Origin of the sequence: Paraburkholderia fungorum (genome assembly GCF_902833645.1) — a bacterium.
Taxonomy (GTDB): domain Bacteria; phylum Pseudomonadota; class Gammaproteobacteria; order Burkholderiales; family Burkholderiaceae; genus Paraburkholderia; species Paraburkholderia fungorum.
This window is the reverse complement of the sequence record NZ_CADFGE010000004.1, coordinates 471558-491537: the sequence shown is the minus strand read 5'-3', so window position 1 is coordinate 491537 and position 19980 is coordinate 471558. Positions and strand designations below refer to the sequence as shown.

General features: G+C 61.1%; 20 protein-coding genes. 7 read left to right on the top strand and 13 right to left on the bottom strand.

What is annotated here, in order from left to right; all coding sequences use genetic code 11:
* Positions 1–8: 8 nt before the first annotated feature.
* A complete protein-coding gene (locus HWX91_RS16720; protein WP_028197877.1) occupies positions 9–1040 on the bottom strand; it encodes an NAD-dependent epimerase/dehydratase family protein in 1032 nt (343 codons plus the stop codon).
* Between the two features lie 99 nt (positions 1041–1139).
* On the opposite strand from HWX91_RS16720, the gene HWX91_RS16715 reads away from it, so the two are divergent.
* Complete coding sequence (locus HWX91_RS16715) at positions 1140–2171, top strand: CDP-6-deoxy-delta-3,4-glucoseen reductase (protein ID WP_028197878.1); 1032 nt, start codon at positions 1140–1142, stop codon at positions 2169–2171.
* Positions 2172–2211: 40 nt separating this feature from the next.
* Here the strand turns inward: HWX91_RS16715 and HWX91_RS16710 are convergent, their stop codons facing one another.
* Entirely contained in the window at positions 2212–2523 is a 312-nt protein-coding gene (locus HWX91_RS16710) for a hypothetical protein (protein WP_127837944.1), read from the bottom strand.
* A 23-nt stretch (positions 2524–2546) separates the two neighbouring features.
* On the opposite strand from HWX91_RS16710, the gene HWX91_RS16705 reads away from it, so the two are divergent.
* On the top strand, positions 2547–3731 hold the full coding sequence (locus HWX91_RS16705; RefSeq protein WP_028197879.1) for an acetylornithine transaminase: 1185 nt from the start codon (positions 2547–2549) through the stop codon (positions 3729–3731).
* 18 nt (positions 3732–3749) lie between these two features.
* Positions 3750–4217: a GNAT family acetyltransferase gene (locus HWX91_RS16700; RefSeq protein ID WP_028197880.1), complete on the top strand. Its 468-nt coding sequence runs from the start codon at positions 3750–3752 to the stop codon at positions 4215–4217.
* A gap of 117 nt (positions 4218–4334) precedes the next feature.
* On the opposite strand, the gene HWX91_RS16695 is transcribed toward HWX91_RS16700, so the two are convergent.
* The 7 genes from HWX91_RS16695 to HWX91_RS16665 all read right to left on the bottom strand — a co-directional run bounded on the left by HWX91_RS16695 (position 4335) and on the right by HWX91_RS16665 (position 11364).
* Entirely contained in the window at positions 4335–5051 is a 717-nt protein-coding gene (locus tag HWX91_RS16695) for an ABC transporter ATP-binding protein (protein WP_028197881.1), read from the bottom strand.
* Positions 5051–5824: an ABC transporter ATP-binding protein gene (locus tag HWX91_RS16690; protein ID WP_028197882.1), complete on the bottom strand. Its 774-nt coding sequence runs from the start codon at positions 5822–5824 to the stop codon at positions 5051–5053. Before HWX91_RS16690 ends, HWX91_RS16695 begins: the two co-directional genes overlap by 1 nt.
* A gap of 17 nt (positions 5825–5841) precedes the next feature.
* Entirely contained in the window at positions 5842–7011 is a 1170-nt protein-coding gene (locus HWX91_RS16685; RefSeq protein ID WP_028197883.1) for an ABC transporter permease subunit, read from the bottom strand.
* A 13-nt stretch (positions 7012–7024) separates the two neighbouring features.
* On the bottom strand, positions 7025–7975 hold the full coding sequence (locus tag HWX91_RS16680; RefSeq protein WP_028197884.1) for a branched-chain amino acid ABC transporter permease: 951 nt from the start codon (positions 7973–7975) through the stop codon (positions 7025–7027).
* A gap of 230 nt (positions 7976–8205) precedes the next feature.
* Positions 8206–9405 carry a branched-chain amino acid ABC transporter substrate-binding protein gene (locus tag HWX91_RS16675; RefSeq protein WP_028197885.1) on the bottom strand — a complete coding sequence of 400 codons (1200 nt, stop codon included), beginning with the start codon at positions 9403–9405 and terminating at the stop codon, positions 8206–8208.
* A 541-nt stretch (positions 9406–9946) separates the two neighbouring features.
* On the bottom strand, positions 9947–10906 hold the full coding sequence (gene ispH / locus HWX91_RS16670) for a 4-hydroxy-3-methylbut-2-enyl diphosphate reductase (protein WP_028197886.1): 960 nt from the start codon (positions 10904–10906) through the stop codon (positions 9947–9949).
* Between the two features lie 2 nt (positions 10907–10908).
* The gene (locus tag HWX91_RS16665; protein WP_028197887.1) at positions 10909–11364 is read right to left on the bottom strand and encodes an FKBP-type peptidyl-prolyl cis-trans isomerase; all 456 of its coding nucleotides are present in this window, start codon (positions 11362–11364) and stop codon (positions 10909–10911) included.
* 201 nt (positions 11365–11565) lie between these two features.
* Between HWX91_RS16665 and radC the strand changes: the two genes are divergently transcribed.
* The 4 genes from radC (at position 11566) to nadB (ending at position 14931) form a co-directional block, all read left to right on the top strand.
* Positions 11566–12441, top strand: a complete 876-nt coding sequence (radC, locus tag HWX91_RS16660) for a RadC family protein (RefSeq protein WP_028197888.1) — start codon at positions 11566–11568, stop codon at positions 12439–12441.
* 242 nt (positions 12442–12683) lie between these two features.
* Positions 12684–12917, top strand: a complete 234-nt coding sequence (gene rpmB, locus HWX91_RS16655) for a 50S ribosomal protein L28 (RefSeq protein ID WP_007180631.1) — start codon at positions 12684–12686, stop codon at positions 12915–12917.
* Positions 12918–12927: 10 nt separating this feature from the next.
* Positions 12928–13095, top strand: a complete 168-nt coding sequence (gene rpmG / locus HWX91_RS16650; RefSeq protein ID WP_007180630.1) for a 50S ribosomal protein L33 — start codon at positions 12928–12930, stop codon at positions 13093–13095.
* A gap of 237 nt (positions 13096–13332) precedes the next feature.
* Complete coding sequence (gene nadB / locus HWX91_RS16645; protein ID WP_028197889.1) at positions 13333–14931, top strand: L-aspartate oxidase; 1599 nt, start codon at positions 13333–13335, stop codon at positions 14929–14931.
* Between the two features lie 81 nt (positions 14932–15012).
* On the opposite strand, the gene nadC is transcribed toward nadB, so the two are convergent.
* From nadC to HWX91_RS16625, 4 genes are all read right to left on the bottom strand, one after another.
* A complete protein-coding gene (gene nadC, locus HWX91_RS16640) occupies positions 15013–15912 on the bottom strand; it encodes a carboxylating nicotinate-nucleotide diphosphorylase (RefSeq protein ID WP_028197890.1) in 900 nt (299 codons plus the stop codon).
* Positions 15912–17051: a quinolinate synthase NadA gene (nadA, locus tag HWX91_RS16635; protein WP_028197891.1), complete on the bottom strand. Its 1140-nt coding sequence runs from the start codon at positions 17049–17051 to the stop codon at positions 15912–15914. The genes nadC and nadA overlap by 1 nt, the downstream gene beginning before the upstream one ends.
* A gap of 142 nt (positions 17052–17193) precedes the next feature.
* Complete coding sequence (locus tag HWX91_RS16630; protein WP_028197892.1) at positions 17194–18390, bottom strand: DesA family fatty acid desaturase; 1197 nt, start codon at positions 18388–18390, stop codon at positions 17194–17196.
* A gap of 203 nt (positions 18391–18593) precedes the next feature.
* On the bottom strand, positions 18594–19949 hold the full coding sequence (locus HWX91_RS16625; RefSeq protein WP_028197893.1) for a mechanosensitive ion channel family protein: 1356 nt from the start codon (positions 19947–19949) through the stop codon (positions 18594–18596).
* Positions 19950–19980: the final 31 nt, after the last annotated feature.

The window sequence follows — 19980 nt, the reverse complement described above, 5'->3', positions numbered from 1 at the left end:
CGCCATGCCTACGAAGCCGCGCGCAGAAAGTCTTCGACGCTCGGATAGCGCAAGCGCACGCGCAATTCCGTTTTGAGGCGCCGGTTCACGAGGCGCCTCGATTCACGCATAAAGGACAGCAAGGTCGGTTCGATCTGCTGCTCCGCCTGCGCGCGCGTGATGCGCGGCGCGTGTTCGAGGCCGAACGCATCGGCCACCACATCGAAGTATTCCCCCATTTTCAGCGACGTATCGTCCGATGCGTGAATCACGCGCCCCGGCCGCCCGTGCGTGGCGAGGCGCACGAGGATCGCGGCGAGGTCGTCGGCATGGATATGGTTGGTGTAGACGTCGTCGGCGTCGATCAGGGCGGGCGTGCGCTTTTCCAGCCGCGCGAGCGGCAGACGGTTGCTTGCGTAGATGCCCGGAATCCGCGCCACGCTGGCAGCGACCACGCCGCGTGCGGTGGCGCGCCGCAATTGCCGCTCGGCCGACACGCGACGTTTGGCACGCGCATTGGCCGGCCGCGCCGTGCGCGTCTCGTCGATCCACGCGCCGCCACAATCGCCATAGACCCCCGTCGTGCTCGCGTACACCAACTTCACCGGCGCTTGCAGAGCGGCAGCCCAGCGCACCCTGTCGGGTACAATATTGGCTGTTTCAGATTCAGCCCACGAGGCATGCATGCTGCGCAACCCGCGGCGTAACCGCCCCACCGGCGCCACCGCGCCGCGCGCGGCACGCAGCGCCCGATCGCGGCGCGCGCTCAGCGTAGCGAGCAACGCACGGGTACGGCGGTCGTCGTCGCCAGTTTTTTGCGGCGGCGCGAGATGCAGCACCGTCGGCGCGAGCCCGGCAAGCCGTTTCAGGCTGCGGCGCACGTCGAGATCGCCGAGCAGCGGCGTGGCCCCGGCAGCGCGCAATTCGGCGCTGCGCTCGGCGTGACTGGTGAGCGCGAAGACATGCGCGCGCGGCCGTAACAAGGGCACGCAACGCATGCCGACATCGCCGCAGCCAACTATCAATACGCGCGGCCGGCGTAAATTTCGTGTCGCTTTCATGGTGGATGCATTGTAGCCGTCAAGCGCGGCAGGTACCGCACAGTTGAACCGGCGGCTCCGATAACGATTACCGACTCCTCGATTTCGAATACTCACTCTATGGCATTTAACGTCACGCTCCGGCAAAGCGGCCGGCAGTTTCAGGTAGAACAGGACGAACCGGTCCTGATAGCAGCGCTGCGACAAGGCATCGGCCTGCCGTACGGCTGCAAGAACGGCGCCTGCGGCTCATGCAAAGGCACCGTGATCAGCGGTCAGATCGAACAGCGTCAGCATTCGTCGTCGGCCTTGTCGAACGACGAAAGAACGCGCGGCATGGCGCTCCTCTGCTGCGCGACCGCATGCTCCGATCTCGAAGTGGATATCCGCGAAGTGGCCGGCGTGGGCGACGTGCAGGTCAAGAAACTGCCGTGCCGCGTGAACGCCATCGAGCGCAAGGCCGACGACGTCGTCGTGCTGAAGCTGCAATTGCCCGCCAACGAACGTCTGCAGTATCTGGCCGGCCAATACCTCGAGTTCATTCTTAAGGACGGCAAGCGCCGCAGCTATTCGATGGCGAGCGCGCCGCACACGGAAGGCCCGATCGAATTGCACATCCGTCACATGCCCGGCGGCGCGTTCACCGATCACGTCTTCAGTGCGATGAAGGAGCGCGACATTCTGCGCTTCGAAGCGCCGCTCGGCACCTTCTTCCTGCGTGAAGACTCGGACAAGCCGATCGTGCTGCTCGCCTCGGGCACGGGCTTCGCGCCGCTGAAGGCGATTGTCGAACATGCGGTGTTCAAGAATCTGGACCGGCCCATGACGCTTTATTGGGGCGCACGCCGCAAGAAAGACCTGTACCTGCTCGATCTCGCCGAGCAATGGGCTCGCGAGATTCCGAACTTCAAGTTCGTGCCGGTGCTGTCGGAACCCGACGCAAGCGACGCGTGGACGGGCCGTGTCGGCTTCGTGCATCGCGCGGTGATCGAGGATCTGCCCGACCTGTCGCCGTATCAGGTGTACGCGTGCGGCGCGCCGGTGATGGTCGAGTCGGCGCAGCGCGATTTCACCCAGCATCACGGTCTGCCGGAAGACGAGTTCTACGCGGATTCCTTCACGAGTGCAGCGGATCTGGCGAACGCGGTTTGAGGCTGTGAATGGGTTGACTGCACGCCTTTCGACCCATTCATCAAAACGAAACAGGCACGCTGGCAGACTTGCCTGAATTCGCGTTGACGCGAATTTGTGCAAATTCATGGTTTACACCGGCGCTTTCCTTGTCGTATTCTTTCGCGCATGAACCGCATTCAATCCGAACTTCGACGTCGCCGCTCGCCGCTCCCTTAGGGACGCCGCCGGCTTCGTCACGGATTCGCGCCGCACAAGGGCGCAAGCAGTTCGAATCATGAAAGCCACGGCATGCCGTGGCTTTTTTGTTTGCTTTTTTTGCTTTCCCCGGCCCGTGTTTCATTGTGTGGCCAAACCGCTCACTAACTTTCACCCCGCTGTCTGGAGCCTGCCGTCATGAATTTCAATGAGTACCCGATCGAGTCGCTGATGTACATCACGAACCGGCCCGAAATCGTTTTCACGCACGGCAAGGGCTCGTGGCTCTATGACAATAACGGCAAGCGATATCTGGACTTCATCCAGGGTTGGGCGGTCAACAGCCTCGGCCACTGCAACGAGTGCATGATCGAAGCGCTGAACAAGCAGGCGCAACTGTTGCTGAATCCGTCGCCGGCCTTTTACAACGAACCGATGGCGAAACTCGCGGGTCTGCTCACGCAGCACAGCTGTTTCGACAAGGTGTTCTTCGCGAACAGCGGCGCCGAAGCCAACGAAGGTGCAATCAAGCTCGCGCGCAAGTGGGGCAAGAAGTTCAAGGACGGCGCGTTCGAAATCATCACGTTCGATCACAGCTTCCATGGCCGCACGCTCGCCACCATGTCCGCCAGCGGCAAACCGGGCTGGGACACGATCTACGCACCGCAAGTGCCGGGTTTCCCGAAGGCGGATCTGAACGACATCGCATCGGTTGAAAAGCTCATCAATGCGAAGACCGTCGCGGTGATGCTCGAGCCGATTCAGGGTGAAGGCGGCGTGATTCCCGCCACCCGCGAGTTCATGCAGCAACTGCGCGCGCTGACCAAACAGCACAACCTGCTGCTGATCGTCGACGAAGTGCAAAGCGGTTGCGGCCGCGCCGGCACGCTGTTCGCGTACGAACTGTCGGGTATCGAACCGGACATCATGACGCTCGGCAAGGGTATCGGCGGCGGCGTGCCGCTCGCGGCGCTGCTCTCGAAGGCTGAAATCGCCGTGTTCGAAGCGGGCGACCAGGGCGGCACGTACAACGGCAATCCGCTGATGACCGCGGTCGGCTACTCGGTGATTTCGCAGCTTACCGCGCCGGGTTTCCTCGAAGGCGTGCGCGCGCGCGGCGAATATCTGCGCGCGAAGCTGCTCGAACTGTCGGAAGAACGCGGCTTCGAAGGCGAACGCGGCGAGGGTCTGCTGCGCGCGCTGCTGCTCGGCAAGGACATCGGCAATCAGATCGTCGAGAAAGCACGTTTGATGCAGCCGGACGGCCTGCTGCTGAATGCGGCGCGGCCGAACCTGCTGCGCTTCATGCCGGCGCTGAACGTCACGAACGAAGAGATCGACCAGATGATGGCGATGCTGCGTTCGATTCTCGACACGCTGTAATCACACGGAAAAGCGCGTATGACGACGACCGCAGCCCTCTCGATTCGCCGCTTCGAAGCGAGCGACACCGACGCCGTGGTCGCGCTGTGGCAGCAAGCATTCCCCGAGTACCGGGACGTGACGAGGCCGCAGCGCAACCCGCATTTGTCGATCGCCAACAAGCTGGCGACGCAACCGGAGCTGTTCTTTGTCGCGGTGTTCGGCGAGCGTATCGTCGGCACAGTGATGGGCGGCTACGACGGGCACCGGGGCTGGCTGTATTCGCTCGCGGTGGATGAATCGTTGCGACGTCATGGCATCGGCACGAGGCTGGTCGCGCATGTCGAGAACGCGTTGACCGAACGTGGCTGCCCGAAGCTGAACTTGCAGGTGCTGTCCGCAAAGGCCGACGTGCGGGCGTTTTATGAAGCGCTCGGTTATCGCGCGGATGCCGTCATCAGTCTCGGCAAACGCCTCGGCGAACTGGCGGAGACGCCGGCTGCCTGAGCGTCGGACAAGCGCCTGAAAAGAGAAAGGCCGCCTGCGCTTCAATCGCGCAGGCGGCCTTTTTTAACGGCTAAAGCAAATCTGGTCCGGGTTATTCACCCAACTCATTTACCCAGCTCATTCACCCAGATAAGCTGCCCGCACCTTCGGATCATCCAGCATCTGCTTCGCGTCGCCGGACATCGTGACGAGACCCGAGTCCATCACGTAGCCACGGTTCGCAGCCTGCAACGCGAGACGCGCGTTCTGCTCGACCAGCAGCACAGTCATGCCTTCGGCCGAGATCGCCCGCACCACTTCGAAGATTTTCTCGACCATGATCGGCGACAGACCCATCGACGGTTCATCCAGCAACAACAGCTTAGGCTTGCTGATGATCGCGCGCGCCATCGCCAGCATCTGCTGTTCGCCGCCCGAAAGCGTACCCGCGTATTGCGCGGCCCGTTCCTTCAGGCGCGGGAAGAAGCCGAACATGCGATCGACGTCTGCCTTGATGCCGTCCGTGTCGCTGCGCAGATAAGCCCCCATCTGCATGTTCTCGACGATCGACATGCGCGAGAAGATGCCGCGGCCTTCCGGCACCATCGCCAGACCGCGTTTGAGCAGCTCGTGCGCCGGGATGCCCTTGATCGACTGGCCCATGTACTCGATATCGCCTGCCGAGTACGGCTTCAGACCCGTGATCGCCTTCATCGTCGTGGTCTTGCCCGCGCCGTTCGCGCCGATCAACGTGACCAGTTCGCCCTGCGCGACTTCGAGATCGATGCCCTTAACTGCCTGAATGCCGCCGTAATTGACTTGCAGGCCCTTGATTTTCAACATTGCCGTAGCCATTAGTGGACCCCCGCACCCAGATAAGCTTCGATCACTTTCGGATCCTTCTGCACGTCCGACGGCAGTCCTTGCGCAATCACCTTGCCGTAGTCGAGCACCGTCATCTGGTTGCACAGACCCATCACCAGTTTCACGTCGTGTTCGATCAGCAGAATCGTCTTGCCGTCCGCGCGGATCTTGTCGAGCAGCTTGGTCAGCTCGACCTTTTCCGTGGCGTTCATGCCGGCAGCCGGTTCATCCAGTGCGAGCAGCTTTGGATCCGTTGCCAGCGCGCGGGCGATTTCCAGACGGCGCTGGTGGCCGTACGACAGATTGCGCGACGTGTAGTCCGCGTACTGCGCAATGCCGACGTACTCCAGCAGCTCGATTGCGCGTTCCTTGATCTCGCGCTCTTCGCGACGCTCGGCCGGCGTCTGCAACACCGCGCCGATCAGACCGTGCTTGGTGCGCACGTGACGGCCGACCATCACGTTTTCCAGCGCGGTCATGCCGCCGAACAGACGGATGTTCTGGAACGTACGCGCAATCCCCGCCTTCGCCACCTGATAGACGGCGGTCGGCGTGTATTCGGTGCCGTCGAGCCTGAACTCGCCCGAATCCGGCGTGTACAGCCCCGTGATCACATTGAAGAAGGTTGTCTTGCCGGCGCCGTTCGGGCCGATCAGCCCGTAAATCTGGCCCGACTTGATCTCGAGCCCCACGTCGGAAAGTGCCTGCAAACCGCCGAAACGCTTGTTGACGCCTTTGACGGACAGTCGAATGTTGTCGCTCATATTTTTTCTCCGCGTCCTTACGCCCGCACCGGTTTCTTGCCGGCGCGCTTCGCCAGTTTCGCAATCTTGTCTTCGTGCTTCGGCGACGGCCACAAGCCTTCCGAGCGATACAGCATGATCACGACCATCGCGAGGCCGTACAGCAACTGACGGATCACTTCGGTATCGACGATTTCATGGCCGAAGATCGCGTTCTGCAGCGGACCCATGGTCGAGCGCAGGAATTCCGGGAACACGGCAAGCAGCACCGCGCCGAGAATCACGCCCGGAATGTGGCCCATACCGCCCAGCACCACGCACGCCAGCACCACGACCGATTCCCAGAACGTGAACGATTCCGGCGACACGAAGCCCTGGAACGACCCGAACATCGCGCCCGACAGGCCGCCGAACGACGCGCCCATCGCGAAAGCCAGCAGCTTCACGTTACGGGTGTTGATGCCCATTGCCTTGGCGGCGATTTCGTCTTCACGGATTGCGGCCCATGCACGGCCGATCCGCGAGTGCTGCAAACGCGTACAGGTCCAGATCACGAACAGCGAGCAGAGCACGAACAGGTAGTAGTACGAGTACACCGACGGGAACTGGAAGCCGAACAGCGAGTGGGTTTGCGCGAGACTGAAGCCGCCCACCGACACCGGATCGATCCCCGTGATCCCCTTCGGACCATTGGTGATGTTCACCGGACGGTCGAGGTTGTTCATGAAGATCCGCACGATTTCCCCGAAGCCCAGGGTCACGATCGCGAGGTAGTCGCCGCGCAGACGCAAGGTCGGTGCGCCGAGCAGCACGCCGAAAGTCGCCGCGAGCGCCATGGCAATCGGCACGATGACCCAGATCGGCGTATGCAGGCCGTTCGGGAACATATGCGCGATCCACTCGAACTGCGAGGTCAGGTGCGGCGAGCTCAGCAACGCGGCAACGTAAGCGCCGATTGCGTAGAACGCGATGTAGCCCAAATCCAGCAGGCCAGCAAAGCCGACCACCACATTGAGGCCTAGCGCCAGCATCACGTACAGCATCGCGAAGTCGAGCACGCGGACCCAGTAGTTGCCGCCGGCCGCGCCGATGATCATCGGCGCCGCGATCACGAAGACCGCAGTAAGGATGCCGACGGTCAACGTCTTCGTCATGTTCTTTTCGGGGATGAGCGTCGTGGACGGCTCGATCGGTTGAATTGAGGTCATGTCTGTCTACTCCTTATGCTCGATCCGCAACACGTTCGCCCAACAGGCCCGACGGACGGAACACCAGCACGATGATCAGCACGATGAATGCGAACACGTCCTGATAGTTACTGCCGAAGACACCGCCCGTGAGATTGCCGATATAACCGGCCCCCAACTGTTCGATCAGGCCGAGCAGCACGCCGCCCACCATCGCCCCGCCGAGATTGCCGATCCCGCCCAGCACCGCCGCGGTAAAGGCCTTCAGCCCTGGGATGAAGCCCATATAGAAGTGTGCGTTACCGTATTCGGACGCGATCATCACGCCGGCGAGCGCGGCCAGCGCCGAGCCGATCATGAAGGTCGCCGAAATCACGAAGTTCGGGTTCACGCCCATCAGGCTGGCAACGCCCGGGTTCTCGGCGATTGCACGCATCGCGCGGCCCAGCTTGGTCTTGTGAACCAGCAGCAGCAGACCGCCCATCACGAGGAACGCCACCACGATGATCACGATTTCGGTCATCGAGATCACGGCGCCCGGCGTCGTATCCGTGGCCTTGATCACGTTGATCGGGTCAGTAGGCAACAGCTGCGGGAACGGCAGCGGGTTGCGCGACCAGATCATCATCGCGAGGGTTTGCAGCAGGATCGACACGCCGATCGCGGTGATCAGCGGGGCGAGGCGCGGCGCTTTACGCAACGGCCGGTAGGCCACGCGCTCGATCGTGTAGCCGACGACAGCACACACAACCGCGGCGATGACCAGCGCAATGCATAGCGTCGGCACATTGCCGAGGCCGGGGAAGTGGTTCTGCAGCACGCCTATGGCTGAGAGCGCGACCATCGCGCCCACCATCAACACATCGCCATGCGCGAAGTTGATGATGCCTAAGATGCCGTAAACCATCGTATAGCCCAGTGCGATGATGGCGTAAACGCTGCCAAGCACCAGCCCGTTGAGGACCTGCTGGATGAAGATATCCATTTAATGCTCCTTAGCCCGTGCGACTGGATTCGCGTTCTTCATCAGCCGGTGGGCGGTGATGCGGTACGCCAATCTCAACGGCACTGCGGGTACTGATGTAAAAGACCGGTAAGGGTTATCCGCCGCCCGGTTCGTCTTGCGACTGTGATGCAGTCGCTCACTTGCCGATGGCGGATGCAAAAACGGCACCGTTGGGTGGTTTCGGTGCCGTCAGGCTGTACGTCCCGTCATCACATCTTCACGACGTCGAGAACCGCTTTCTTGCCGTCCTTGAAGTCGTAAAGCGTAATGGCGCCCTCTTTCAAATCACCCTTGTCGTCGAACGCGATGTGGCCGATTACCCCGTTGTAATCGGTGGACGGCATCGCAGCCAGCACCTTGGGCGCCTCGATCGAATTAGCGCGCTTCATTGCATCGACAATCACGTACACAGCGTCATACGTGAACGGTGCGTAAATCTGCACCGGCGTGTGGAAGCGGTCCACGTACTTCTTTTCGAAGTCCGCTCCCTTGTCCATTTTGGAAAGCGCGAGTCCCGCTTCCGAACAGACCAGGTTTTGCACGGCGGTTCCCGCCAGCTCACCCACCTTGTCGGTACACACGCCGTCGCCGCCAAGGATTTTTGCCCTGATACCGAGCGCCGCCGCCTGTTTGGCGAACGGCCCGCCCGTCGCGTCCATTCCGCCGAACATGATCACGTCCGGCTGAACACGCCTGATCTTTCTAAGGACGGCCTGAAACTCCGTAGCCCTGTCATTCGTGGCTTCACGCGCGACGACCTTCGCGCCGCTCGCCTGTACCGTCTTTGCGAACTCGTCGGCCAGTCCCTTACCGTATACGGTCGAGTCGTCGACGATCGCGATGCGTTTCGCGCCGAGCACCTTCGTCGCGTAGTTGGCCAGCGCCGGCCCCTGCTGGGCATCGGTCGCGACCACCCGATAAGTCGTCTTGAAACCTTGCTGCGTATATCCCGGGTTGGTCGACGACGGCGAGATCTGCACGATGCCGGCGTCGCTATAGATCTTCGAGGCCGGAATCGAGACGCCTGAATTCAGATGCCCGACCACGGCGACGACGTGATCCTCAACGAGCTTCTCGGCGACCGCCGTTCCCGTTTTCGGGTCGGCCGCATCATCCTCGGCGTCGAGCTCCAACTGGATCTTGTGACCGTCGATCGTTAAACCCTGCGTGTTGATTTCCTCGACTGCCAGACGCGCACCGTTTTCATTGTCTTTACCGAGATGCGCAATGGGACCCGTTAATGGGGCCGCATGACCGATCTTCACGACAATCGCTTCGCTTGCCGGGGCCGCTGCCACCGTGGCAGCCGATGCACCGGCTCCAACCTCACCATCCTGCTTCTTGCCGCACGCGGTCAACATCGCAACCGCGGTCACGATGGACACGGTGTAAGCAAATTTGACTCGCATTAAGTAGGTCTCCCGCGCCTTGCAAAATCCGTTGTTCGGGACCCGGAGGCCTTGAGAACGCGCGCATTGTAACTCCAATTATGCGACGCGCAATATTGTTGAAACGGTGGGGTTTTCCTGCATTGCAACCTTATTTTGAGAGAGAAAACCAGCGACAGGCGCAACTAGGTTGCGACTAATTTTCGTGCACCAGTTGCACCACCGTCGCGCCCAATGGCATCAAGTGTTGCAGCGAATTGGCCCGATCCCCGGTTACACGGTGGTTCGCGTTAAGTATTACGTTTCCATTGATACCGGGATACACGCACTATTTTAGTGCGTCAAAAATCGCCGCAACGCGTTTCGCTGGATTTAAACGGGGTCACATCGGTCGAAAAACGATTAAATGCCAAATCGCAGCTCAAAAGAATTCGTGTGGAAACACACGTAAAAAGGCTCGGACCAGTGTTCTGGCACTTTATTTCCAACACCTCATGAATCTGCGGACGAAAAAAAAGCGCGCCCTTGGGCGCGCCTTGCTTTCAGAAACGTCGGCTAATCGTCAGGCAGGCAAACCCAGCCCGCGCGGCAGCGGAAACGCGATGTTTTCTTCGATACCTTCAAGTGCGCGCACGTTGCGCACACCGAGCTCATGCAAACGGCCAATCACCGCTTGTGCCAGTGCTTCCGGCGCCGAAGCGCCCGCCGTCACGCCGATCCGGCGCTTGCCTTCGACCCAGACCGGATCGATCTGATCCGGCGAGTCCACCATATAAGACGGCACGCCGAGCTTTTCGGCCAGTTCGCGCAAGCGGTTCGAATTCGAACTATTCGGGCTGCCGACTACGATCACCACGTCGCATTGCGGCGCCATGAACTTGACCGCGTCCTGACGGTTCTGCGTGGCGTAGCAGATGTCCTGCTTCTTCGGTTCACGGATCGCCGGGTACTTCGACTTCAGGGCACCGATGATCTCAGCCGCATCGTCGACCGACAGGGTGGTTTGCGTCACGAACGCGATCCGCTCGGGGTCGGCCAGTTGCAGCGCCTGCACATCCTTGATGTCTTCCACCAGATGCATGCCCTCGCCCGCCTGCCCCATCGTGCCCTCGACTTCCGGGTGACCCTTGTGGCCGATCATCACGATATCGAAGCCGTCCTGGCGCATTTTCGCGACTTCAATGTGCACCTTGGTGACGAGCGGACAAGTGGCGTCGTACACGCGCAGGCCGCGCGATTCGGCTTCCGAGCGCACCGCTTTCGACACGCCATGCGCGCTGAAAATGACGGTATTGCCGGCCGGCACCTCTTCCAGTTGTTCGATGAAAATCGCGCCCTTCTTGCGCAAATCCTCGACGACATAGGCGTTATGGACAATTTCGTGGCGCACGTAGATCGGCGAGCCGTGCAACTTGATGGCCCGCTCAACGATCTCAATGGCCCGATCGACGCCGGCACAGAACCCGCGCGGTTGCGCCAGCAGGATTTCGGCTTCGGCAAGAGTCGTATCCGTGATGCTCATGTTTACAGAATCCCGATGATTTTCACTTCAAACGCCAGCGTCTGGCCGGCAAGCGGATGGTTGAAATCGAACAGCGCCGACGTTTCGCCCACTTCTTTCAGGACGCCGGCATAGCGGCCGCCGCCCGGCGCGTTGAATTCGACCAGATCACCCGGCGAAAAATCCTCGCCGATCATGCTGTTTTCACGCAGCGTGGCCAGTGAGACCCGCTGGATCAGCTCCGGATTGCGCGGGCCGAATGCCTGCTCCGGCGTTAGCTGAAAGGTCGAGTGGTGGCCCACCTTCAAACCCAGCAGAATATGTTCCAGCGGCGGCGCCAGTTGACCCGCACCGAGCAGCAGCGTGGCCGGCCTGTCGGTAAACGTATTGATGACTTCGGCGCCATCGGCAAGGGAAAGCCGGTAGTGAAGCGTCACATGTGAACCGGGTTTCACTTCGGAAATGTCGATGATGCTCATGCAATGCTCGCTCAGTCGAAGCGCGCTGCACGCGTGCGCCGCGGGCGCAGTCGACGCGTGTGGCAAACCGTCGGGGTGCCGTGCGCAAAGCGCCTATTGTAAGCCACATAGCGGGCGGCGGCTTGGGTCCGTCGCACGCATCGCGGCGCGGCCGGGCACCGCGCGCCGCCCCCGAAGCGAACTGGAGGATGTGTACCTGATATGGCTGATTACGCCTGCACGATAGACAAAGCGCCATCCGAGGCAAGCCTGCCGGAGCCCGCCGCGCCCACCGGCGCGGCGCCGGCGCGGGCGTCACCGCGCGCTTGCGCCGCAGTTGATAGCGCCACCAGTACCGCCGCCGGTCCTGGCGCTCGCATCGCCAAGGCCGCGGCGAACATCGGCAAATCCGCACCCCAGCGGCTCGTACGCGGCAAATGGCTTAAACACGACATGCCGCGCGAACGGCTGATCGAGCAAGGACCGGGCGTGCTATCCGACACCGAAATGATCGTGCTCGTGCTCGGCTCAGGCCTGCCCGGCCACGATGTATTCAATGTCGCGCGCACCCTGCTCGACCGCTTCGGCTCGCTGCGCGCCATGCTCGACGCGACCTATTCGGACTTCGACGGCCTGCGCGGCATCGGGCCGGCCAAAAAGGCGCAGTTGCTCGCCATCATGGAGATGGCGCGGCGCTCGCTGGTCGATAAAATGCGTGACCGTGTGCTGATGAACTCGCCTGAGGCCGTGAAGGACTATCTGCGCCTCTATATAGGCGGCAAGGCGCAAGAGGTCTTCGTGTCGCTCTTTCTCGACGCCCGGCATCGGCTGATCCGTTGCGAAGAAAGCGCACGCGGCACGCTGACGCGCATGGCGGTCTACCCGCGCGAGATCGTCCGGCGCGCGTTGAGTCTGAATGCCGCCAGCCTGATCGTCGCGCATAATCACCCTTCCGGCGCCGTCCAGCCGAGTGCGAGCGACTGCCGCCTGACGCATACGCTGCGCGACGCGCTTGCGCTGATCGACGTGCGGTTGATCGATCATCTGGTAATTGGCGCCGACACTACCTACTCGTTTGCCCATGCAGGCTGGCCCTGAAATGGCCTGAACCTGGGCCGCGGCGACCTCTCGCCGTGTTCGGCATCGCAAATAAGGTTTGATTTTGCGGCTTTTTTTCTGCTAGAATTCCGGTTTGCCTATTTCCAACCCCCTGTTCCGAAGCCACCAAGGCGTTCCGGAAAGGAAACGTGCCTCGAGTTTCCATAAACTCTCAAGCGCGGCTCTTTTCGGGAAACTTTCACGGCGTTCGAACTCAGAATTAGCGTATTAGGAGTGCTCTCATGGCACGCGTATGCCAAGTAACTGGGAAAGCGCCGATGAGCGGCAACAACGTTTCCCACGCGAACAACAAAACCAAGCGCCGGTTCCTGCCGAACCTGCAAAACCGCCGTATTTGGGTGGAAAGCGAAAACCGTTGGGTGCGTCTGCGCGTTTCGAACGCCGGCCTGCGCCTGATCGACAAGAACGGTATCGACGCTGTGCTCGCAGATCTGCGCGCACGCGGTGAAGCCTAAGGAGTAAATCATGGCGAAAGGCGCACGCGACAAGATCAAGCTGGAATCGACCGCAGGCACGGGTCACTTCTACACGACGACGAAGAACAAACGCAACATGCCGGAAAAGATGCTGATCAAGAAATTTGATCCGGTCGTCCGTAAGCACGTTGAGTACAAGGAAACCAAGATTAAATAAATCTTGGCTCCTGCCTGACGAAGGCAAACAGATTTGCAAAAAAGCCTCGCATTCATGCGGGGCTTTTTTGTTTTCCATGTCCCGCTTTCACGCTATTTAACTGCCCAATACCCACCAGGACAGTCTTATCCCGTTCGGCCAGCTTTCCCTCATTCGCTGCGGCGCGTATCCTTTCTCGTTTTAGCGGCATGCGAAAGGCATGCTGTCATGGCAAAAACGAGAGCGGAGATGCGGGCGATGGAATTCGATGTAGCGATTGTCGGTAGCGGTCTGGCAGGTTTGAGCGTCGCGCTCAATCTTGCGCAGACCCGTCGGGTTGCGGTGGTCGCCAAGCGATCGATGACCGAAGGCGCAAGCGATTGGGCGCAAGGCGGGATCGCCGCCGTATTGGATTCCGCAGACAGCATCGAAAACCACGTGAGTGACACACTGATCGCCGGGGGTGGTTTGTGCGACGAGGCGGCAACCCGCTTTATCGTCGAACATGGGCGCGCCGCAATCGAATGGCTGATCGAACAAGGCGTGCCATTCACCAAAGACGACGCCGCCGAACTTGGCTTTCACCTGACACGCGAAGGCGGCCACAGCCATCGCCGGATCATTCACGCCGCGGATGCAACGGGTCATGCCGTAGTCGCCACGCTCAGCGAGCGGGTGCGCCGCCATCCCAACATCACGTTGCTCGAAGACCACTACGCGATCGACCTGATCACGTCCGACCGTCTCGGGTTGCCTGGACGTCGCTGCCACGGTTTGTATGCACTCGATCTGCAAAGCGGCCGCACCGTGACCATCGAAGCGCCGCATACCGTGCTCGCCACCGGCGGCGCCGGCAAGGTCTATCTGTACACCACCAACCCCGACACCGCGACCGGCGACGGTATCGCAATGGCCTGGCGCGCCGGCTGCCGCGTGTCGAACATGGAGTTCATCCAGTTCCATCCCACCTGCCTGTTCCATCCCTATGCAAAGTCCTTCCTGATCTCGGAAGCAGTGCGCGGCGAAGGCGGCATCCTGAAGCTGCCCGACGGCACGCGCTTCATGCCTAACCACGACGAACGCGCCGAACTCGCGCCGCGCGACATCGTCGCGCGTGCGATCGACTTCGAGATAAAGAAACGCGGCATTGATTGCGTGTATCTCGACATCAGCCATCAATCGCCCGAATTCCTGCGCGAACACTTCCCGACAATTCTGGCCCGCTGCCTCGAATTCGGCATCGACATCACCAAGGAGCCGATTCCGGTTGTGCCCGCCGCGCACTACACGTGCGGCGGTGTCGTGACCGATCTGGCTGGCCGCACTGATCTCGCAGGTCTCTACGCAGTGGGTGAAACGTCCTGCACCGGCCTGCACGGCGCGAACCGACTTGCCAGCAATTCCCTGCTCGAATGCCTCGTGATCGGACGTTCCGCCGCGCAGGCTATCGAGGAAGAAGGCTTCAGCGCCGCTGTCCACGCGCCGCTGCCGGACTGGGATGAAAGCCGCGTGTCCGATCCGGACGAAGAAGTGGTGGTCGCGCACAACTGGGATGAGTTGCGCCGCCTGATGTGGAACTATGTGGGCATCGTGCGCACGGACAAGCGGCTCATGCGAGCCAAACATCGGCTTGCACTGCTGCGCGACGAGATCCACGAGTACTACGCGAATTTCAAGGTGAGCCGCGATTTGCTTGAGCTGCGCAACCTGGTCGACGTGGCGTCGTTGATTGTTGAGGGCGCTCGCTCGCGACGTGAGAGCCGCGGCCTGCATTTCAGCCGCGATTGGCCGACCACGCTGCCTAAAGCGTTGCCGACCGTGCTGTCGCCAGAACATGTGCGTAACCGCAACGTATGATTTCTGAAGCTGTAGTGAAAAGGCCATCGCCGGGCGCCGGCGATGGCCTTTTCACGAATCGCGAACGTTCAAGCGCGCGGCTCAGACAATCCGCATCGAGTAATCCGTAGCGCGGACATCTTTGGTCAGCGCACCAATCGACACGCGATCAACGCCAGTTTCAGCGATGGTCCGCACTGTGTCGAAGTTCACCCCGCCAGACACCTCGAGCACCGCCCGGCCTGCGGTGATGCGCACGGCGTCACGCATTGCGTCGAACGAAAAGTTGTCCAGCAGAATGGATTGCGCGCGGTGCGCCAACGCGATTTCCAATTGCGCCAGCGTTTCGACTTCGATCTGGATCGACACGCCGGCGTTCAGCGCCAGCGCCGCATCCATCGCGGCACCAACGCCGCCCGCTGCGGCGATGTGGTTTTCCTTGATCAGAATGCCGTCGTACAACGCCAGCCGCTGGTTCGCACCGCCGCCCACGCGCACAGCGTACTTCTGCGCGAGCCGCAAGCCCGGCAAAGTCTTACGTGTATCGAGAACACGCGTCTGGGTGTGAGCAATGGCGTCGACATAGCGGCGCGTCGCGCTCGCCACGCCCGACAGCAATTGCAGGAAATTCAGCGCATTGCGTTCGCCGGTCAGTAGCGCACGGACAGGACCATGTAGTTCGCACACCGGCGTATCCGCCGTCATCCGATCGCCCTCGCGATAACGCCACCGCAAGTCGATGCGCGGATCGACCTGACGCATCACCGCGTTGAACCACGGCACACCACATAGCACGGCATCTTCGCGCACAATGATGCGTGCATCACGCATGTCGTCCGCGGGGACGAGGCGGCCGGTCTGGTCACCAGCGCCAACATCCTCGGCCAGCGCATCAGCGACATTGCGTGCCAACGCAGCATCGAATACGGCGCCGTACTGGGCCTGGATCTCCGCGAACAGCGGCGACACCGCCTCGATCTGATTGTGTTCCACCGCCCCCATTACGCCGCTCCCACGTTCGAATACAGTTGCCCGTCGCGCGAGAGATCGCCGCTGGCCTGCACGCGCTTCTTGTGACGCGCCGCGAAGTCGAGCATCCGGTCGATTGGCAAGCGCGCACGCTCGCCAATGACCCGGTCGACGAAGATCTCGTTGTGGCCGCGCTCGAGCACGTCGGCCAGATTGGCCAGGCCGTTCATCGCCATCCACGGGCAATGCGCGCAACTCTTGCAGGTCGCGCTGTTGCCGGCCGTGGGCGCGGCAATCAAGGTCTTGCCAGGTGCGGCTAGCTGCATCTTGTGCAGAATGCCGAGATCGGTCGCCACGATGAAATGCGTTGCGTCGAGTTTCTGGGCGGCGTCGATCAACTGGGTTGTCGAACCCACCACGTCCGCCTGCGCGACCACGTTAGCCGGCGACTCCGGGTGCACCAGCACTTTCGCGCCCGGATATTCGGCGCGCAACAGATCGAGTTCGATGCCCTTGAATTCGTCGTGCACGAGACACGAGCCCTGCCACAACAGCATGTCCGCGCCGGTCTTACTTTGGATATAGCCGCCAAGATGCCGATCCGGCGCCCAGATGATCTTCTCGCCGCGTGCGTGCAGATCGGCAACGATCTCCAGCCCGATCGACGACGTCACCATCCAGTCCGCACGAGCCTTGACCGCCGCGCTGGTGTTCGCGTACACGACCACTGTGCGATCCGGGTGAGCGTCACAGAAGGCCGAGAATTCATCGACTGGACAGCCCAGGTCGAGGGAACAGGTCGCGTCGAGATCGGGCATCAGAATGCGCTTGTCCGGACTCAGGATTTTCGCGGTCTCACCCATGAAGCGCACGCCCGCCACCACCAGCGTTTGCGCGTCATGATCGCGGCCGAAACGGGCCATTTCCAGCGAATCGGCTACGCAGCCGCCGGTCTCGTCGGCGAGTTCCTGCAGTTCCGCGTCGACATAGTAATGGGCGACGAGCACGGCCTTTTCGCGCTTAAGCAACCCGCGGATGCGCTCCTTCAGCGCCACCCTTTGCTCCGCCGACGGCGTATCGGGCACCTTCGCCCACGCCTGCCCGATCCCGCAGGTCATGCCCTGCGCCTGTGGCCGATCGTATTCGACGGCCCTGATCGCCTGCTGATCCATGATCTCCTCTGCCCTCGCGCTGCCGCCGCGGCCTTTCAATCGCGTGTCGTTGAAATTACCGCGGCCCAAAAAGCAAAACCCCGCCAACGCGGGGTTTTGTGACGTAACGAAATTTTAATGGATTTCGCGGTCAGGCATGCGATCAAGCATAGCGACGCAGGCGCATTGCGAATTCCTGCAGCGCTTTGATACCGCTCTGCTCAGCGCGGTGACACCAGTCTTGCAACTGAATCAGCAGTTGATCTCGCGACGCATTGGAACGTTCCCACATTGCCGCGAGTTCATTGCGCATGTCGATGTAGGTCTTGAGCTTCTGGCTATTAGCGAAAATCTGCGGCAACTGACGCTTCTGCGGCTCGTCGAGACCCGCCTCTTCCTTGTGGAACCAGCTACGCGCGCCGCGCATGACCTGATATTTCTCGCGCGCGCCCACTTCCTTCAGATGCGCCAATTCCTGGCGATAGGCACGCTTGAGTGCCTTGCCGTAACGCGCCATCACTTCATAGCGGTTTGCCAGCACGGCTTGCAGCGTGTCCTGATCGAGCACCAGCTTGCCGGTGGTCAGACGCGGCGTAGGCGCAATCTTCTTCACCTTGGCCAGACGGAACGCCGACATGATGCGGATGTACATCCAGCCGATATCGAACTCGTACCACTTGTTCGACAGCTTGGCCGACGTGGCATACGTATGGTGATTGTTATGCAGCTCTTCACCGCCGATGATGATGCCCCACGGGAAGATGTTGGTGCTGGCATCCGACGAGTTGAAGTTGCGGTAACCCCACCAGTGCGCAAGACCGTTCACCACACCGGCCGCCCAGAACGGAATCCATACCATCTGCACAGCCCAGATGGTCAAACCGACGACGCCGAACAGCGCGACGTTCAGCACCATCATCAGGCTCACGCCGAGAATCGGATACTTGGTGTAGACGTTGCGCTCCATCCAGTCGTTCGGCGTGCCGTGACTGAATTTGCGCATGGTTTCTTCGTTCTTGGCTTCGGTGCGATACAGCTCTGCGCCTTCGAGCAGCACCTTCCAGATGCCACGCGTTTGCGGGCTGTGCGGATCCTCTTCGGTCTCGCACTTGGCGTGGTGCTTACGGTGAATCGCGGCCCACTGGCCGGTCAGCATGCCAGTGGTCATCCACAGCCAGAAGCGGAAAAAATGACTGACGATCGGATGCAGCTCCAATGCGCGGTGCGCCTGGCAGCGATGCAGATAGACCGTTACGCCAATGATCGTGATGTGCGTCGCGATTAGCGTGTACAGCACAAGTTGCCACCACGAGAAGTGCAACAGCCCGTGGGCAAGGAAATCGAGCAAGGAATTCAACAAGGCAATTTACCTGTGGAACAAGAGACGCCAGACGCACGCAAAATACGTGTGTCAAGAAAGTGAAAGCATACAACGGGATTGGACGACATTCTACTTGAAGCGTTCCAAGTGTTTGTAACAAATAGGGATTTTTTGTGCGGTATCAACGGATTGAACGCGCCGGAAGGTGGTTTTTTCACCGTCCGACGGGTTCGAAACGCCCGTCAACGGGCGCTGTCGGGATGATTAGCCGCTGCAGCGGTCATTTTTACCACTTGCGGCATGGCGTCGCTGACGTTGCCGACGATTCGCACTTCGCGTTGCGCGAAGGGAATCGAGATGTCGTGCTCGGAGAACAGACGCCAGATATTGCGATTGACGGCCGAGCGCACGCCTGAAGTGCCGGTCGCCGCATCTTCGATCCAGAAACCCAATTCGAGATTGATGCCGTCAGCACCGAAGCCCACCAGGTAAGGCGTAGGCGCCGGTTCCTGCAATACGCGCGCAACGCCCTGCGCCGCTTGGGCGAGCAACGTCATCGCCTGCTCGACGTCGCAGGTATAGGCCACCTGCACGGCTACCTTGGCGTAACCGCGCGTCAAATAGGAGGACTGGTTCTGCACCACGTCCGTAATCAGCTTTTCGTTCGGAATCAGCGTTTCGATGCCGTCGAGACCGCGCACCACCGTATAGCGCGTGCGGATCTGCGTGACCATGCCCTGCAGGCCGCTGACGTTAATCGTGTCGCCGATGCGCAGCGAGCGGTCGATCAGGATGATGAAACCCGAGACGTAATTGCTGGCGATCTTCTGCAGCCCGAACCCAAGCCCCACACCGAGCGCGCCGCCGAATACCCCTAGCACGGTGATGTCGATACCGACCAGCGACAGGCTGATCAGGATTGCCGCCAGCACGAACGCCGCGCGGCCGACGCGCGCCACTACCACCTTGAGGTTGGCGTCGAGCGTCTTTGAGCGCATCAGGCGATCTTCGAACGTGGCGCCGAGCCACATCGCGACGATCATCGTCACGCACACCCACAGGAGGCCCGTAGTGAGCGAGAGCAGCGTCATGTGCGCATTCGCAACCCTGAAGCGCACGCTGCCCATCCAGGCGATCACGTCGTCCTGAATGCCCATCACGGTGAGGATCATGCCGACCCAAACCACCAGCGAGACGATCTTCTCGACCAGGAACAGCCACGGATGATTCGCGCCGTCCTGGCTGAAAACGCGCCGCGCGAAGAAAAATACGATGTAAATCAGGCCGATACCGAACAGCGGCACCAGCGCCAGATCGAGCAGCGCGGTGTGCATGAACTGGCCGGTGATCGCCTGCGCGAGCCAGACGAGCGCTGCACCGATCAGCGGAAAGAATGCACGGTTCAGGCTTTCCGCGCCGAATCGCAAGGTCTGGTAGCGCGTCTGGCGCCGCAGATCGAGCGCACGGCGCAAGAAGCGCGCGAGCAGCCATGCGACGGCGAGCGTGCCAAGCAGCACGCCGACCTGCCACAGCATGACCGGTTGCCCAAAGTCGCGCGCGAGGTCGCCAAACATGTGAGGAAAAATGCGGTTTAGCATGATGTCGCCGAAATCGCCGGTGCGGCCGGGT

Bases quoted from the DNA above. Each gene is read 5' to 3' on its own strand.
- HWX91_RS16720 (WP_028197877.1), bottom strand. From the start codon at position 1,040: ATGAAAGCGACACGAAATTTACGCCGGCCGCGCGTATTGATAGTTGGC.
- HWX91_RS16715 (WP_028197878.1), top strand. From the start codon at position 1,140: ATGGCATTTAACGTCACGCTCCGGCAAAGCGGCCGGCAGTTTCAGGTA.
- HWX91_RS16705 (WP_028197879.1), top strand. From the start codon at position 2,547: ATGAATTTCAATGAGTACCCGATCGAGTCGCTGATGTACATCACGAAC.
- HWX91_RS16700 (WP_028197880.1), top strand. From the start codon at position 3,750: ATGACGACGACCGCAGCCCTCTCGATTCGCCGCTTCGAAGCGAGCGAC.
- HWX91_RS16695 (WP_028197881.1), bottom strand. From the start codon at position 5,051: ATGGCTACGGCAATGTTGAAAATCAAGGGCCTGCAAGTCAATTACGGC.
- HWX91_RS16690 (WP_028197882.1), bottom strand. From the start codon at position 5,824: ATGAGCGACAACATTCGACTGTCCGTCAAAGGCGTCAACAAGCGTTTC.
- HWX91_RS16685 (WP_028197883.1), bottom strand. From the start codon at position 7,011: ATGACCTCAATTCAACCGATCGAGCCGTCCACGACGCTCATCCCCGAA.
- HWX91_RS16680 (WP_028197884.1), bottom strand. From the start codon at position 7,975: ATGGATATCTTCATCCAGCAGGTCCTCAACGGGCTGGTGCTTGGCAGC.
- HWX91_RS16675 (WP_028197885.1), bottom strand. From the start codon at position 9,405: ATGCGAGTCAAATTTGCTTACACCGTGTCCATCGTGACCGCGGTTGCG.
- ispH (WP_028197886.1), bottom strand. From the start codon at position 10,906: ATGAGCATCACGGATACGACTCTTGCCGAAGCCGAAATCCTGCTGGCG.
- HWX91_RS16665 (WP_028197887.1), bottom strand. From the start codon at position 11,364: ATGAGCATCATCGACATTTCCGAAGTGAAACCCGGTTCACATGTGACG.
- radC (WP_028197888.1), top strand. From the start codon at position 11,566: ATGGCTGATTACGCCTGCACGATAGACAAAGCGCCATCCGAGGCAAGC.
- rpmB (WP_007180631.1), top strand. From the start codon at position 12,684: ATGGCACGCGTATGCCAAGTAACTGGGAAAGCGCCGATGAGCGGCAAC.
- rpmG (WP_007180630.1), top strand. From the start codon at position 12,928: ATGGCGAAAGGCGCACGCGACAAGATCAAGCTGGAATCGACCGCAGGC.
- nadB (WP_028197889.1), top strand. From the start codon at position 13,333: ATGGAATTCGATGTAGCGATTGTCGGTAGCGGTCTGGCAGGTTTGAGC.
- nadC (WP_028197890.1), bottom strand. From the start codon at position 15,912: ATGGGGGCGGTGGAACACAATCAGATCGAGGCGGTGTCGCCGCTGTTC.
- nadA (WP_028197891.1), bottom strand. From the start codon at position 17,051: ATGGATCAGCAGGCGATCAGGGCCGTCGAATACGATCGGCCACAGGCG.
- HWX91_RS16625 (WP_028197893.1), bottom strand. From the start codon at position 19,949: ATGCTAAACCGCATTTTTCCTCACATGTTTGGCGACCTCGCGCGCGAC.